This window comes from Ornithinimicrobium carbonis (genome assembly GCF_050703245.1).
Classification (GTDB): Bacteria; Actinomycetota; Actinomycetes; order Actinomycetales; family Dermatophilaceae; genus Ornithinicoccus.
Map to the genome: position 1 here is coordinate 746740 of NZ_CP192647.1, position 14436 is coordinate 761175.

The 14436-nt window shown below is 74.1% G+C and carries 16 protein-coding genes and 2 pseudogenes; 15 read left to right on the forward strand and 3 right to left on the reverse strand.

Features of this window, described 5'->3' with window-relative positions:
* Nucleotides 1-26 precede the first annotated feature (26 nt).
* A complete protein-coding gene (locus tag ACQ95T_RS03890) occupies nucleotides 27-1703 on the forward strand; it encodes a 3-hydroxyacyl-CoA dehydrogenase family protein (RefSeq protein WP_425939533.1) in 1677 nt (558 codons plus the stop codon).
* 103 nt (nucleotides 1704-1806) lie between these two features.
* Nucleotides 1807-2037 (forward strand): hypothetical protein, encoded by a 231-nt coding sequence (locus ACQ95T_RS03895; RefSeq protein ID WP_425939535.1) that lies wholly within the window; start codon nucleotides 1807-1809, stop codon nucleotides 2035-2037.
* A gap of 104 nt (nucleotides 2038-2141) precedes the next feature.
* Here the strand turns inward: ACQ95T_RS03895 and ACQ95T_RS03900 are convergent, their stop codons facing one another.
* Together ACQ95T_RS03900 and mce are read right to left on the reverse strand one after the other, a co-directional pair.
* On the reverse strand, nucleotides 2142-3464 hold the full coding sequence (locus tag ACQ95T_RS03900; RefSeq protein WP_425939537.1) for an AI-2E family transporter: 1323 nt from the start codon (nucleotides 3462-3464) through the stop codon (nucleotides 2142-2144).
* On the reverse strand, nucleotides 3461-3946 hold the full coding sequence (gene mce, locus ACQ95T_RS03905; protein ID WP_425939539.1) for a methylmalonyl-CoA epimerase: 486 nt from the start codon (nucleotides 3944-3946) through the stop codon (nucleotides 3461-3463). Before mce ends, ACQ95T_RS03900 begins: the two co-directional genes overlap by 4 nt.
* Nucleotides 3947-4157: 211 nt before the next feature.
* On the opposite strand from mce, the gene ACQ95T_RS03910 reads away from it, so the two are divergent.
* The 7 genes from ACQ95T_RS03910 to ACQ95T_RS03940 all read left to right on the forward strand — a co-directional run bounded on the left by ACQ95T_RS03910 (nucleotide 4158) and on the right by ACQ95T_RS03940 (nucleotide 8933).
* On the forward strand, nucleotides 4158-4805 hold the full coding sequence (locus ACQ95T_RS03910) for an amidohydrolase family protein (RefSeq protein ID WP_431473550.1): 648 nt from the start codon (nucleotides 4158-4160) through the stop codon (nucleotides 4803-4805).
* Nucleotides 4715-5536, forward strand: coding sequence for an amidohydrolase family protein (locus ACQ95T_RS03915; protein ID WP_431473551.1), 822 nt, complete (start codon nucleotides 4715-4717; stop codon nucleotides 5534-5536). Before ACQ95T_RS03910 ends, ACQ95T_RS03915 begins: the two co-directional genes overlap by 91 nt.
* 115 nt (nucleotides 5537-5651) lie before the next feature.
* Nucleotides 5652-6863 (forward strand): acetyl-CoA C-acetyltransferase, encoded by a 1212-nt coding sequence (locus tag ACQ95T_RS03920; protein WP_425939543.1) that lies wholly within the window; start codon nucleotides 5652-5654, stop codon nucleotides 6861-6863.
* Nucleotides 6864-6929: 66 nt separating this feature from the next.
* Nucleotides 6930-7895 (forward strand): methylmalonyl Co-A mutase-associated GTPase MeaB, encoded by a 966-nt coding sequence (gene meaB / locus ACQ95T_RS03925; protein ID WP_425939544.1) that lies wholly within the window; start codon nucleotides 6930-6932, stop codon nucleotides 7893-7895.
* A 57-nt stretch (nucleotides 7896-7952) separates the two neighbouring features.
* Nucleotides 7953-8078: a hypothetical protein gene (locus ACQ95T_RS03930; protein ID WP_431473552.1), complete on the forward strand. Its 126-nt coding sequence runs from the start codon at nucleotides 7953-7955 to the stop codon at nucleotides 8076-8078.
* Nucleotides 8079-8088: 10 nt separating this feature from the next.
* Complete coding sequence (locus tag ACQ95T_RS03935) at nucleotides 8089-8403, forward strand: thiamine-binding protein (protein WP_425939546.1); 315 nt, start codon at nucleotides 8089-8091, stop codon at nucleotides 8401-8403.
* A complete protein-coding gene (locus tag ACQ95T_RS03940; RefSeq protein WP_425939548.1) occupies nucleotides 8400-8933 on the forward strand; it encodes a GNAT family N-acetyltransferase in 534 nt (177 codons plus the stop codon). Before ACQ95T_RS03935 ends, ACQ95T_RS03940 begins: the two co-directional genes overlap by 4 nt.
* A gap of 42 nt (nucleotides 8934-8975) precedes the next feature.
* On the opposite strand, the gene ACQ95T_RS03945 is transcribed toward ACQ95T_RS03940, so the two are convergent.
* Nucleotides 8976-10238: an NRAMP family divalent metal transporter gene (locus ACQ95T_RS03945; protein WP_431473553.1), complete on the reverse strand. Its 1263-nt coding sequence runs from the start codon at nucleotides 10236-10238 to the stop codon at nucleotides 8976-8978.
* 137 nt (nucleotides 10239-10375) lie between these two features.
* Here ACQ95T_RS03945 and pip point away from each other — a divergent pair.
* The 6 genes and pseudogenes from pip to ACQ95T_RS03975 form a co-directional block, all read left to right on the forward strand.
* Nucleotides 10376-11089: pseudogene (gene pip, locus ACQ95T_RS03950) on the forward strand (prolyl aminopeptidase); the annotation flags it as partial.
* 32 nt (nucleotides 11090-11121) lie between these two features.
* Entirely contained in the window at nucleotides 11122-11271 is a 150-nt protein-coding gene (locus ACQ95T_RS03955) for a hypothetical protein (protein WP_431473554.1), read from the forward strand.
* Nucleotides 11272-11276: 5 nt separating this feature from the next.
* Nucleotides 11277-12035: a DUF1353 domain-containing protein gene (locus ACQ95T_RS03960; RefSeq protein WP_425939554.1), complete on the forward strand. Its 759-nt coding sequence runs from the start codon at nucleotides 11277-11279 to the stop codon at nucleotides 12033-12035.
* A 171-nt stretch (nucleotides 12036-12206) separates the two neighbouring features.
* On the forward strand, nucleotides 12207-13259 hold the full coding sequence (locus ACQ95T_RS03965) for a hypothetical protein (protein ID WP_431473555.1): 1053 nt from the start codon (nucleotides 12207-12209) through the stop codon (nucleotides 13257-13259).
* A 571-nt stretch (nucleotides 13260-13830) separates the two neighbouring features.
* A pseudogene (locus ACQ95T_RS03970) lies at nucleotides 13831-14043 on the forward strand (co-chaperone YbbN); the annotation flags it as partial.
* Between the two features lie 155 nt (nucleotides 14044-14198).
* The gene (locus tag ACQ95T_RS03975; RefSeq protein WP_431473556.1) at nucleotides 14199-14375 is read left to right on the forward strand and encodes a tetratricopeptide repeat protein; all 177 of its coding nucleotides are present in this window, start codon (nucleotides 14199-14201) and stop codon (nucleotides 14373-14375) included.
* Nucleotides 14376-14436 lie beyond the last annotated feature (61 nt).

Below are 14436 nucleotides of genomic sequence, written 5' to 3' on the forward strand. Positions count from 1 at the left end.
CCCCCACCGTCTGAGAGGATCGGCGCATGCGTGAGATCACCACCGTCGGGGTCATCGGACTGGGCACCATGGGTGCCGGCATCGTCGAGGTCTTCGCCCGGGGAGGGTTGACGGTCGTCGGGGTCGAGACGACGCAGGAGTACGCCGACCGGGGGCGGGCGATCCTGCGGTCCTCGACCGACCGCGCGGTGCAGAAGGGCAGGCTGGACCAGGACGGCCAGGCCCGGATCCTGGACCGGGTCACGATCACCACCGAGATGGCCAGGCTCGCCGACGCCGACCTCGTGGTCGAGGCCGTGCCGGAGGTCCTCGACCTCAAGCACCGGGTCTTCGGCCAGCTCGACGACATCGTCGCCGAGGACGCGGTGCTGGCCTCCAACACCTCCAGCCTCTCGATCACCTCGATCGCCGCGGGCACCCGGCACCCCGGGCGGGTCGTGGGCCTGCACTTCTTCAACCCGGCCCCCGTCCTGAAGCTGGTGGAGGTCATCACCACCCTGCGGACGGACGAGGAGGTCACGCGCGCGGTGGTGGACCTCTCGGAGCGGATCGGCAAGAAGCCGGTCGTCGTCGGCGACCGCGCCGGCTTCGTGGCCAACTACCTGCTCTTCGGCTACTTCGTCTCGGCCCTGCGCATGCTCGAGCAGGGGCACGTGAGCCGGGAGGACCTGGACACCGCGATGCGCGTGGGAGCGGGTCTGCCGATGGGCCCGTGCACGCTCATGGACCTCGTCGGCCTGGACGTGTGCCACCACATCGGCGACGTGATCTACGCCCACAGCCGCAGCCCGATGCACGCTCCCAGCCCGATGCTCGAGCGGATGGTCACCGCCGGTCTGCTGGGCCGCAAGAGCGGCCGCGGGTTCTACACCTACGCCGCTCCCGGCCGTGGCCAGGTCGTCGAGGACGAGCGGACGCCGTCCCCGCCTCCGGCCTCCGGCCTGACGGCCGTCGGGGTCGTCGGCGCGGGGGAGCTGGCCGACGAGCTGGCCTCCCGCCTCCAGGACGGAGGGTATGCCGTCACCCGCGTGCAGGACCCGGGTGACCGTGTCGAGCTGGCCCGGCTGGCCGACGTCGGACTCGTGGTGGAGGCCTCGGCCCCCGCCCCGTCTCCCACGGACGAGGAGCTGCCGGACGGCGACGCCTGGCTCGAGGCGGGCGGTGAGGAGCTGTGGCAGGCGCTCGCCGAGGTCGTCGGACCCGACACGGTGCTGACCACCGTCAACCCCGAGGCCGCGGTGGCCGTGGGCGCCCTCTCCGGCCGGCCCGAGCGGGCGGCCGTGCTGCAGGTGCACGCCCCGACCGGCAACGGCCAGGTCGTGGAGATCGGCCGCTCCTCCGCGACCGACCGGACGACCGTGGACCTGCTGCGCGAGGTGGTCGGTCGGATCGGGGCCGAGCCGGTGGTCTGCCGGGACCGCCCGGGGATGGTCGTCGACGCCCTGCTCGTGCCGCACCTCAACGACGCGGTCCGGATGCTCGACGAGGGGTACGCCGGTGTCGAGGACATCGACACCGCCCTCCAGCACGGCCTGGGGTACCCGGTGGGTCCGTTCGCGATGATCGACCAGATCGGCGCCGACGAGGTGCTGGCCGTCTGCGAGGAGCTCGCGGCCGGCGGTGCGGGCCTGCCGCCGGAGTCCGTGCAGCCGTCCCCGCTGCTGCTGGAGCACGTCCTGCTGGACCGTCCTTTCACCGGCTGACACGGCCGTGTCGCCCCGGTCCAACCGCCCGCGCCGCCGGGGCCGGCCGGTGCGGGACGGGCGTGGCCCCAACGGGCCGGCGCCCTTCCCGCGCGGTCCCTCGGTGCTCGAGGTGCCCTGGGCCGGACAGGTCTGGGCCGTCCGCCAGGTCGCGCCCAACGCCGGCGGCCGGGCCTACCGGTGCCCGGGCTGCCAGCACGAGGTGGGTGCGGACGTGGCTCACACCGTGGTCTGGCCGGTGGACGGGATGCAGCAGGTGGAGAACCGGCGCCACTGGCACACCGTCTGCTGGTCGGCGCGCGACCGCCGGCGTCCGGGCGGGTCCTTCGCCTAGCACTGGGCCTGGAGCCCGGAGCCGCTGGCACGGACCCGGAGCCTGGGCCGCCGCCGCGTCTGACGTCACGTCCGACGACGCGACCGACGGTGGAGCCCCTGGCCCTACGCCCGCTGCTGCCGGGGGACGAGCACCTCGTGGTAGAGCAGCAGCAGGCCCGCGGCCACAGGGATGGCGATGAGCGCGCCCAGGACGCCCAGCAGGGTGCCGCCGACGAGGACCGCGACCACCGTGACCGCGCCGGGGACGGAGACGGTGCGGCGCATGATGTTGGGGACGATGACGTAGTTCTCGACCTGCTGGTAGACCACGTAGTAGACGATGACGACCAGCACGACGGTGGGGGAGACGGTCAGCGCGACCAGTCCGACGATGATCGCGCCCAGGGTGGCGCCGATCATCGGGATCAGTCCCAGGAGCCCGACGAGCACCGCGAGCACGGCCGGGTAGGGGATGCCCATGATCTGCATCATGATCCAGGAGCACGCGGCGTTGATCGTGGCGACCGCGCTCTGCCCGAGCGCGTAGCCGCCGACCCGGCGCATGATCTCCTCGGCCAGGCCGACGACCCGGGTCCTCCGGCTGCTGGGGACGAGCAGGAAGGCCGCGTCCTTGACCGTCGGGAGGGTCGCCAGCAGGTAGAGGGTGAGGATGACGGAGGTGAGGATCCCCACCAGGCTTCCGGCGACCCAGCCGGCAGCGCCCAGGACACCGCCGAAGACGGTGGAGATGGTGCGCCCGTCCGTGGCCAGGCGGTCGGCCTCCTCGGTGAGGCGCCCGGAGAGGTCGTAGCGGGAGTCCAGATCGGCCAGCCACGGCTGGCTGCCCAGGTTCTGCAGGTAGGACGGGAACTTCTCGACCAGGGCACCGGCCTGCGCGACGATCGGCGGGACGACCAGGAGCCCGACGACGGTGACGAGCGCGACCAGCCCCAGGAAGACGACGAGGACCGCGGGCCCCCGGCCGAACCCCCGCCGGGTGAGCCACTGCACGACCGGGTCGAGCGCCAGCGTGACGAAGAGCGCGACGAGCAGGAAGGTGAAGACCGAGGTCAGCCGGGTCAGGTTCTGCACGAGCAGCCAGGCCAGCAGCGCCCCCAGCGCGAAGGTGAAACCGACGTAGAACGGTGAGGCGACCGCCCAGCTTCGTCCCGCCCTGGAATCTGCCTCGGGGGTCCCGCCCTCCTCGGGGGGCACCGCGCCTCCCCGGGCGGGCAGGTCCGCGCCCCGCACCGCCGCCAGCGGCGCGACCACCTGGTCGCGCAGCTCCTGCTGCAGGCGGTTGCTCTCGGCCAGCAGGGCCAGCTGGCGTTCCCGGTAGTCCTGCCAGCGGCGGACGGCCACCCGCCCCGCCCTGGGGACGTGGTGGGGCCGCAGCCTGCGCAGCACCCTGCGTCCCCGGCGGATCCGCGTACGCGTGCGGCTCACCCGGCAGGCTCCACGAGCTCGACGAGCACCCCACCGGCGTCCCTGGGGTGGATGAAGTTGATCCGCGACCCCGCCGTCCCCCGCCGCGGCTCGTCGTAGAGCAGCCGCAGGCCCCGCCCGCGCAGCACCGCGCACGCGGCGTCGAGGTCGGAGACCCGGTAGGCCAGCTGCTGCAGCCCCGGCCCCGAGCGGTCCAGGAACCTGGCGATGGTCGACTCCGGCCCGGTGGGGGCCAGCAGCTGCAGCATCGCGGCCGGAGCACCACCACCGGTGTCGGCCCGACCGACCGCGACCATCGCCTCGCGCACGCCCTGCTCGGCGTTGGTCTCCTCGTGGACGACCCGGTTGCCCAGCACGTCCTGGTGGAAGGCGATGGCGGCGTCCAGGTCGGGCACCGCGATGCCGACGTGGTCGATCGCCAGGAGGAGGGGCCCGAGCGCGCTGCGCGCCGTGGGGTCCTGCGGACCGGGGGTTGCGCTCATGGGATCCAGACTAGGCCCGGGCACCGACGGAGGACGGCGCGGGCGGCATACTCCCTCCCTATGGACTCTCTCCTGGTGCGCGGTGTCCGCGTCGTGCCGCTGGACGGGGCGGTGCCCGACCCGTCCGTCCGCACGGACCTGCCGGTCGACGTCCTCGTCGAGGACGGGCTCGTGACCGCCGTCGGCCCCGGCCTGGCCCGACCACCGGGGGGTGGCCGAGCTCGACGGCGGGGACCGCTGGGTCCTGCCCGGGCTGTGGGACCACCACGTGCACGTCCGGCAGTGGGGGCTGGTGCGCAGCAGGCTGGACCTGCAGGGCACCGGCGGCGTCGCCGAGGCGCTGGAGCGGGTGCGCCGACGGCTCGCGGAGGGCGGCCTGCCGAGCAGCGGCGTGATCACCGGGTGGGGGCACCGCCCGGCGACGTGGGCCCAGGACCCCACCGTGGCCGACCTGGACGGCGTCACCACGCAGGTGCCGGTCGTCCTCATCAGCGGGGACGGCCACCACGGATGGCTGAACACCCCGGCGCTCGACCTGCTCGGCGCCCCCCGTCGCGCCGGGGTCGTGGCCGAGGGGGAGTGGTTCGCCGTCTACGAACGGCTCAGCGCGCTGCCGGGGGCGCACGAGGAGGCCGAGGCGGGGGTGGCGCTCGCCCTGGCGGACGCCCTCGCGCGGGGCGTGGTGGGGATCACCGACCTGGAGTTCGGCCGCCGTGGGCGCACTGGCGCGACCGGGTCGCCGAGCACCTGCCGCCGGTCCGGGCCCGGGTGGGCGTCTACCCCGAGGGGCTGGACGAGGTCCTGGCGGCGGCGGGGGTGCGCACCGGTGGGTCGGTGCGGGCCACGGACGGACTGGTGACCATGGGGCCGCTGAAGATCATCAGCGACGGGTCGCTCAACACCAGGACCGCGTGGTGCTGCCAGCCCTACGCCGACGCCGACCGGCTGGTCGACCCCTGCGGAGCCGCCAACCTCTCGGGGGAGGAGCTCGTCGAGCTGCTCGCCACGGCGACGCGGGCCGGACTCGACGTGGCCCTGCACGCCATCGGCGACGCCGCGGTGCACCAGGCCCTGCGGGCGTTCGAGCGGACGGGGGCGACCGGGGGGATCGAGCACGCCCAGCTCGTCGCGACCGAGGACCTGGACCTCTGGCGCCGGCTGCCGGTGCGGGCGAGCGTGCAGCCGGCCCACCTGCTCGACGACCGGGTGGTCGCCGAGCAGTGCTGGCCCGACCGCACCGACCGCACGTTCACGCTGCGCAGCTTCCTGGACCACGGGATCCCGGTGGTCCTCGGCTCGGACGCGCCGGTCTCCCCCCTCGACCCGTGGCTCGCCGCGGCGGCCGCCGTGCACCGCGGCCCGGTCGACGAGCCGCCCTGGCACCCCGAGCAGGCCCTGACCCCGACCGAGGCCCTGGCCGCCTCCGTCGACGGTCGCCGCGTGCGCACCGGGTCCCCCGGCGACCTGGTGCTTCTGGAGGAGGACCCCCTCGGACCGGCGGGGGCGTCCTCGGGCGAGCAGGCCCGACGGCTGCGGGACACCCGGGTCTCGGCCACCGTCGTGGCCGGGATGCTGGCCCACGGGGGCTGAGCGGCACGGGTCGGGCGGTCCTCGGGGCCCTCCGACCGGCCGTCGGACGGCCCTCCCCGGCGCACTACAGTGGGCCGCAGAACCGCTCCCACCACCGATGCTGGAGGTCATGTCCATGAGCACGAGCACCACTCCCACGTCCGTCCTGGTCGCCGGGGCGCGCACCCCGATGGGCCGTCTCCTCGGCTCGCTCTCGGGCTTCAGCGGCGCCGACCTCGGCGGGGTCGCGATCGCCGGGGCGCTGGAGAAGGCGGGCATCACCGGGGACCAGGTGGACTACGTGATCATGGGCCAGGTGCTCACCGCCGGCGCCGGCCAGATCCCGGCCCGCCAGGCGGCGGTGCGGGCCGGCATCCCCATGGACGTGCCCGCCCTGACCATCAACAAGGTCTGCCTCTCGGGGATCGACGCGATCGCGCTGGCCGACCAGCTGATCCGGGCCGGAGAGGTCGACGTGGTCGTGGCCGGCGGCCAGGAGTCGATGTCCAACGCTCCCCACCTGCTGGAGAAGTCGCGCAGCGGCTACAAGTACGGCGACGTCACCGTGCGGGACCACATGGCCTTCGACGGGCTCTGGGACGCCTTCACCGACCAGGCGATGGGCAACCTGACCGAGGACGCCAACACCGCGGACCGCGAGTTCACCCGCGAGGAGCAGGACGCCTTCGCCGCCCGCAGCCACCAGCTGGCGGCCGCCGCCTGGGAGAAGGGCCTCTTCGACGAGGAGGTCGTGGCCGTCGACGTGCCTCAGCGCAAGGGCGACCCGGTGCCGTTCAAGGCCGACGAGGGCATCCGGGCCGACACGACGGTCGAGTCCCTCGGCCGGCTGCGGCCGGCCTTCAGCAAGGACGGCACGATCACGGCCGGTTCGGCCTCGCAGATCTCCGACGGCGCCGCCGCGGTGGTGGTGATGAGCAGGGAGAAGGCCGAGGAGCTGGGCCTGTCCTGGATCGCGGAGATCGGTGCGCACGGCATGGTCGCCGGCCCCGACTCCACCCTGCAGAGCCAGCCGTCGCGCGCGATCGCCCTGGCGTGCAAGAAGGAGGGCGTCGAGCCCACCGACCTCGACCTGGTCGAGATCAACGAGGCCTTCGCCGCCGTCGGGCTCGCCGCCACCAAGGAGCTGGGCCTGGACCCGGAACGGGTCAACGTCAACGGCGGGGCGATCGCCCTGGGCCACCCCATCGGCATGTCCGGAGCACGCATCCTGCTCCACCTCGCGCTCGAGCTGCGGCGGCGCGGAGGCGGCGTGGGTGCGGCGGCGCTCTGCGGCGGCGGAGGACAGGGCGACGCCCTGATCGTCCGGGTGCCGGCTCCGCAGGGCTGACGACGCCCGGGGTATGCGGTGCACCCGGGCCGGGGCGCACCGCATACCTTCTGCGAGGCTGGCCCCATGCGCACCCGCCGCGAGGTCGACGTCCCCACGCTGGTCGAGCAGGCCAGGGCGGGCAGCCCCCGTGCCCTCGGCCGGTTGCTCACCCTCGTCGAGAACGACGACCCCGCCCTGCGCGAGGTCATGGCCGCGCTGGCCCCGCACGCCACCGGCGTCCGCACGATCGGGCTGACCGGCAGCCCGGGGGTGGGCAAGTCGACCTCCACCGCCATGCTCGTCCGGGCCCTCCGCGGACGAGGTCTGCGGGTGGCCGTCCTGGCGGTCGACCCCTCCAGCCCGTTCTCCGGCGGCGCCCTCCTCGGGGACCGCATCCGGCTGGTGGACCACGCGCTCGATGAGGGGGTCTACATCCGGTCGATGGCCTCGCGCGGCCACCTCGGCGGTCTGGCCCGGGCCACGCCGCAGGCGCTGCGGGTGCTGGACGCCGCCGGCCACGACGTGGTGCTCGTGGAGACCGTGGGGGTGGGACAGAGCGAGGTGGAGGTCGCCGGTCTGGCCGACACCACGCTCGTGCTGCTCGCCCCGGGGATGGGGGACGGCGTCCAGGCCGCCAAGGCAGGCATCCTGGAGATCGGCGACGTCTTCGTCGTCAACAAGGCCGACCGCGAGGGAGCCGACGCCACCGTCCGCGAGCTGCGCCACATGATCTCCCTGGGCGACCGGACGGAGCCGCACCGGTGGCGCCCCCCGGTCCTGCGGACGGTGGCCGACCGGGGAGAGGGCGTCGAGGAGCTTCTGGAGGCCCTGGACAAGCACTGGGGGTGGCTGGCCGAGCACGGCGAGCTGGACCGGCGCCGACGGGGACGGGCCGCCCGCGAGGTCGAGACGCTGGCCCTGGGACGGTTGCGCGAGCGCCTGGGTGACGAGCACGGCGACGGCCTCCTCGCCGAGGCGGTCGGTGAGGTCCTCGCCGGCCGGCTCGACCCGTACTCCGCCGCGGACCGGGTGGTCGACGCGCTGTCCTGACCCGGCGGCGCCTGGGGTGGACCGGACCCGCAGGATCTCGACAGCGGGGGAGGTCCTGTGCCTGTCGGCCACGACCGTCAGCACCCTGTCGCCCGGAACCGCCGGCGCAGCGGAGCCTCCACCCGCGAGCTGATCGCCCTGCTCACCTCGGAGCTCTCCGGGGCCGGCGAGGGCGCTCGCTAGGCTGGCGGGCATGGCTCTCTTCGCGTTCTCCGTCGCTCCGTCCGTGGCCGCCGACGGCTCCGGCTCGGTCAGCGAGGCCGTCGCCGACGCCGTGCGGGTGGTCCGCGACTCCGGGCTCCCCTACGAGCTCACCTCGATGTTCACCACGATCGAGGGGGAGTGGGACGAGGTGCTTCCGGTCGTCCGGGCGGCGTGCGACGCCGCCGCGGCCCACGGCCCCCGCGTCTCGCTCGTCCTCAAGGCCGACCTGCGGCCGGGGCACGAGGACCAGCTGCGCACCAAGGTGGAGCGGGTCCGGGACCGGCTGGGGGAGGACCCCCGGTGAGCGCTGCGCCGGATCCCGGTGCTGCGGCATACCTCCTCCGGATCCCGCTCATGGAGGACGTGGAGCCGTTCGCCGAGCTCCACGCGCGGGTGTGGCGGCACACCTACCGCGGCCTGATGGACGACGAGGTCGTCGACGGGCTGTCGGTCGAGACCTTCCGGCCGCTGTGGTACTCGGTGGCGCAGGCCTACGCGCGCGACACCGTGCCGGCCGACGGTCGGCGCATCCGGGTGGCGGTCCTCGAGGGCGGGCCGGCGGGGTGGCTCATGTGCGGACCGGCCCGGGACGAGGACGCGCCCACGCCCGAGCAGCTCTGGGCCCTGAACGTGGCGCCCGAGCACCAGGGCAGAGGCCTGGGGGCGCGGCTGCTGGCCGAGGTCCTGGGAGCGGGGCCGGCCTACCTGTGGGTGGCCGAGGGCAACGAGCGGGCGGTGCGGTTCTACGAGCGGCACGGATTCGCCCTCGACGGAACCGTGTCGCCGGACGGGCACGCCGGGGTCCGCGAGGTGCGGATGCTGCGCCCCGGGTGACCCCACGACGGGACGGCGCGCGGTCGACCGCGGGGAGCGGGCTCAGCCGAGCACGCCGGTCAGGCTCAGCAGGAAGAGCACGGCGAACCCGGCCAGGAACACCAGGCCCGCCCACGTGAGCGCCCGCAGGGTGGGCGAGAGCTGGTGCTCGTGGCGGACCAGGGAGAAGTTCAGCCAGGCGAACACCGGCGCGGTGAGAAAGGCGCTGATCATCGCGAACCGCAGCATCCCCGCCAGCTGGGCGCTCATGAAGACCACGATGACCAGCCCGACCACCGCGATGCCGGTGATCCACACGTCCTTGGTCCGCCGGCTCATCTCCGCCTGGCCGCGCAGGAGCCGCTGGGACTCCGCGCACGCGCGGGCGTAGCCGTCGACGACGCTGATGATCGTGCCGAACATCGTGAAGAAGGCCACGACGGCCATGAGCGGCACCGCCCACCGGCCGATGGCCTCGCCGTACATGTTCAGCAGCTGCGGGATGTAGGCGCCCCCGGCGACCTCCAGCTCCCGGCCGCTGCCGTACTGGACGAAGACGCCCAGGGCGAGGAAGAACAGCGCCAGGACGCCCGAGACGACGTAGCCGGTCGTGAAGTCGAACAGGATGCCGTCGCGGGAGAGCCGTCGGTCCTGGGCCTTGGCCTTGACCCACAGCGAGTTGAGCGCGCTGATCTCGACCGGCGCGGGCATCCAGCCGACCAGGGCGACCAGGAGGGGCAGGGTGGCCAGGGTCCACGGGGAGGGGTCGACGAACCCGGCCTCCCGCACCGGGGACCGCCCGGCGGCCATCACCACCGCGACCACGGTCCCCACCGCCAGGGTGACGACGATGACCTTCGTCACCCCGTCGAGTGCCTTGTAGTGCCCGCCCACGAGCAGGAGCCAGGTGAGGAGCATCAGCACGGCGGCCAGCACGGGGACGCCCACTCCCCAGGAGGCCGGCAGCAACCAGGCCAGGATGACCGTGCCGAGCAGGGTCACCCCGGCCGTGGAGATGACCGAGGAGACGGTCGCCAGCGCGAAGAAGACGAGCAGGTAGCCGCGGCCCTTGCGGGCGTAGCCCTCGACGAGGCTGAGCCCGGTCTCGGCGGTGTACTCGGGGCCGAAGCGGAAGAAGGGGTACTTCAGCACGAGCGCGAGCACGATGACGATCCCCAGCTGCCAGCCGAAGAGGGCCCCTGCCTGGGTGGAGGAGACCAGGTGGGAGGCGCCGATCGCGGGCGAGGCGGCCAGCAGCCCGGGGCCCAGGGCGGCGAACCGGGAGCTCCACGAGCGGTCGGTCCGGGAGTACGCGGTGGTCGACATGCGCAGAGAGACTAGTCGTGCGGGCCGTCGGCGTCGCGTGGTAGGCAGGGACCGTGGACGAGCGACGCACCTTCTACCCGCCGATCGAGCCGTATGCTGTGGAGCACCTGGACGTGGGGGACGGCCACGAGATCTACGTGGAGCAGTCCGGCGATCCCGACGGCCGCCCCGTGGTCTTCGTGCACGGCGGGCCCGGCAGCGGAACCTCGCCGCGGCAGCGGCGGGTGTTCGACCCGGAGCGCTACCGGATCGTGCTCGTCGATCAACGCATGGCCGGCAGGTCCCGGCCGCACGCCTCGACGACCGTGGACCCGCAGGTCTGGTCGACCAACACCACCTGGCACCTCGTGGCCGACCTGGAGCGGGTGCGTGAGCACCTGGGGATCGACCGGTGGCAGGTGTTCGGCGGGTCGTGGGGCTCCACGCTGTCCCTGGCCTACGCCGAGCGGCACCCGGAGCGGGTGACCGGGCTGGTGCTGCGCGGCATCTTCACCCTGCGACGGGCGGAGCTGGCCTGGATGTACGAACGGGGCCACCTCGAGCACGTCTACCCCGACCACTGGGCCGCCTACGTCGCCCCCGTGGCGCCGGACCGTCGGCACGCGATGATGGAGGCCTACCACGAGCTCCTCTTCGACCCCGACCCCCAGGTCCACCTCCCCGCCGCCGTGGCCTGGAGCGGGTGGGAGTCGCGCATCATCACGGTCCTGCCCGACGAGGAGGCCTACGACGACGCGACCGCGGCCGCCCAGGCGCTCGCGTTCGCCCGGATCGAGAACCACTACTTCACCTCCGGCGGGTTCATGCGTGAGGGACAGCTCCTCGCGGAGGCCGACCGGCTGCCCCGGGTGCCCACGGTGATCGTCCAGGGCCGGCTGGACATGTGCACCCCGGCACGGACGGCCTTCGACCGACCTGGGCCCGGCTCCCGGACGCCGAGTTCGTCGTGGTGCCCGACGCCGGGCACGCCTTCTCCGAGCCGGGGACCCTGGACGTCCTGGTGCGGACCACGGACCGGTTCGCGGACGGGTGACCGGGGTGGCCGGGGCACGGTTCTACGACGTGGCGACGGGAGGCGTGCTGCGGCTGGAGCTGCGCAGCGTCGACGGGCGCGACTTCAGCCTGCTGCGCCGGTTCGGCTACCGCTCCCCGGACCACCCCGCACCCTTCGTGGTCCCGGCGGACCTCGACACCTTCACCACCGACCTGGCCTCGGTGCCGCACCTGTTCACCTGGCTGGTGCCGGTGAGCGGGGAGTTCCTGCCCGCCGCGGTCCTGCACGACGCCCTGGTGCGCGCCGGGGCCCACGAGGGACCGGCCGTGGACCGGCACGAGGCCGACCGCATCTTCCGGACGGCGATGATCGGGCTGGGCACCGGCCGGGTGCGGGCCTGGTTGATGTGGGCCGCCGCGACGCTGGGCACGCTGTGGGTGGGCCGGGACCCCTGGCACCGCACGCGACTGGTGACGGTGCTGGGCCTGGTGGCGGTCATGGGGGTGCTGGCGACCTTCGACTTCTTCGACGTCCTCGACGTCCTGCCCTGGATGGGGAAGCGGCCCTGGCCCCAGGAGCTGGCCCTGGGCGCCCTCTTCGCGGTCGTGGTGCCCACGGTGCTGGCCCTGTCGTGGGGGCGCTACTGGCAGGCCGGGGTCATCGCCGGGGTGGCCCTCGCCCTGCTCCTGCACGTGACCGCCGTCCTGCTCGTGCTCTACGGCGGCTACCAGCTCCTGGAGCGTCTGCTGAGCGGTCCGACCGACCGGCGGGGCGTGCGCGTGCAGGACCTGGGAGAAGGCTGATTTGGCACGGGGGGCACGCCGTGTTTACCGTTTCGTTATGAAACTTCCCCGTCTGACCGCCACGGTCGCCCTGACCTCGGCGCTTGCGCTCTCCGCCTGCACGGGTGGCGACGACGCCTCCGCGCCTCCTCCGCCGACGGCGTGGGCGGTGCCACGGCCACGGACGGCCCGGTGACCACCGCGGGGCCGGACGGGGACGCAGGCACCGCAGCAGCGACGACCGCTGACGACGCCGCCGCGACCTCGGGCGGCGACGACGCGTCCACGACCTCGGACGCGGCCACCGCCGGTGCCGACGACGACGACTCGACGGTGGCCATGAGCACCGACGAGGCGACCGCGGTGATGAGTGTGGAAGACGCCGAGGAGGTCGCGACGACCATCCTGGAGCGTCGGCACGCTGCTCTCCAGGGGGACGGCGACGACGTGGTCGACGACCACCGCAAGTCCGTGATGGGGTCGGCACGTGACGCCTTCGAGGCGGCGGACGCGCTGGAGGCCGTCACGGGCGAGCCCGCGGAGGCCGAGATGGAGGCACCGGCGGAGCCGAACGTGCTGGCCATCAGCCGTGAGGACGGTGAGCTGCCCCAGTTCCTGTTCGTCCAGACCGTCCCTGAGGACGGCGTCCCGCTGCTGCACCTGATGGAGAGCCGGACCGGGGAGCAGGAGGACTTCCGCATCATCTGGGAGGCGCCGATGCTGCCCGGCACGTCCGTGCCCACCTTCGACCCGCGGTCGGACGGCACTCCGGTGCTGCGCGAGGGTAGGGGCGACCTGCTCATGGCCCCGCGGGACACCCTCAAGGAGATCGCCGCCTACACCAGCTGGCCCCAGCCGGAGGAGATCCCGGAGTACCGCACGCACGGTTACAGCCCTGCGGTCCGGGACGCCGCCGAGGAGCAGGCCGCCGCCGTGGAGGGTCGGGCCACCCTGCAGGAGAAGAACTGGCTGATCTCCGACGACACCAAGACGCTGCTGTTCGAGGACGGCTCCGCGTTCGTCCTCGGCACGCTGCTGCGCGACACCACCTTCACCGTCGAGCCCGACGTCGTGCTGACCCCGCCCGAGGCGTTCACCACCCTGGCCGGCCTCGAGCAGGTGAACGAGGAGGCCGTGCTGCGCACCATGGTGTTCATGGGTGTGCGGGTCCCGGCCGAGGGCGTGGAGTTCACGCCGGAGATGATCGCCGTCCGCGAGCAGCTGGTGGAGGCCTGGGGGTCCTGAACCTCCGCGCGCACCGCATACCCTGGGAAGCCAGCACCGACCCGCACCGCCCGTCGTCCGAGGAGCTCCCATGTCCCAGCAGCCCTTCTCCGCCGCCGCCCTGAGGGGCGCCGTCGACCTGTCCCGGTTGGGGGGCGGCAACGGCCGGCCCGCGCCGGGAGCGCCCGGGTCCGCGGGCGCGGCCCCGGGTCCGACCGCAGGACCGGCCGCGGCGCCGGGGGGCGGTGCGGGTGCCCAGGGGGGCGTCCCGGGACGCAGCGGCGCGCTGGTCCACGCGGACGACGCCAGCTTCGAGGCGGTCGTCAACGCCTCCCTGACCACCCCGCTGGTGCTCGTGCTGTGGACCCCGCAGGTGCCGGAGTCCCTGCAGCACCTCAAGGAGCTCGCCCAGGCGGCGCGCGAGAAGGAGGGCCGCTTCCAGGTCGTCGGCATCGACCTGGCCGCGGCCCCCGGCGTCATGCAGGCGCTGACCCCGGTGCTGCAGCAGACGTTCGGCCAGGTGACCGCCCTGCCCGTGGTCCTGGGCCTGGTGGGTGGGCAGCCGATGCCGTTCTACCTCGGCGTGCAGGAGATGACCCAGGTCGACCAGCTGCTCGACCAGTTCCTCCAGGCGGCCGTGACCAACGCGGTCACCGGGCGGGTGGAGCTCGACGGCGGGGAGGCTCCGGCCGACGAGCCGGCCGAGGACGCCGAGCCCGAGCTGCCGCCCCTGCACCAGGCCGCGTACGAGGCGATCGAGCGCGGCGACTGGACCGCGGCCGAGCAGGCGTACGAACAGGCCCTGCAGGAGGACCCGGCGGACGAGCAGGCCCGGCTCGGGCTGGGCCAGGTCCGCCTGCTGGAGCGCACGAGCCGGATGGACCTCACCGCCGTGCGGCGGGCGGCGGCCGAGCGCCCCCCACCGACGTCCAGGCCCAGCTGGACGCCGCCGACCTGGACGTGGTCGGCGGTCACGTGGAGGACGCGTTCGTCCGCCTCGTGGACCTGGTGCGAGCCACGAACGGAGAGGACCGCGACCGGGCACGGACCCACCTGCTGGGTCTCTTCGACGTCGTCGGGCCCCACGACCCCCGCGTGGGCAAGGCGCGGAGCGCCCTGATGAGCGCCCTGTTCTGATCCCGCCGCGACGGGCCTGCCGGGTCCGGCACGGGCCGCGGCGCGGCGGCGCCGCTGCCGC

Coding starts and splice junctions, on each gene's coding strand:
- ACQ95T_RS03890 (WP_425939533.1), top strand. CDS start 27: ATGCGTGAGATCACCACCGTCGGGGTCATCGGACTGGGCACCATGGGT.
- mce (WP_425939539.1), bottom strand. CDS start 3,946: ATGAGCGCAACCCCCGGTCCGCAGGACCCCACGGCGCGCAGCGCGCTC.
- ACQ95T_RS03920 (WP_425939543.1), top strand. CDS start 5,652: ATGAGCACGAGCACCACTCCCACGTCCGTCCTGGTCGCCGGGGCGCGC.
- meaB (WP_425939544.1), top strand. CDS start 6,930: ATGCGCACCCGCCGCGAGGTCGACGTCCCCACGCTGGTCGAGCAGGCC.
- ACQ95T_RS03935 (WP_425939546.1), top strand. CDS start 8,089: ATGGCTCTCTTCGCGTTCTCCGTCGCTCCGTCCGTGGCCGCCGACGGC.
- ACQ95T_RS03945 (WP_431473553.1), bottom strand. CDS start 10,238: ATGTCGACCACCGCGTACTCCCGGACCGACCGCTCGTGGAGCTCCCGG.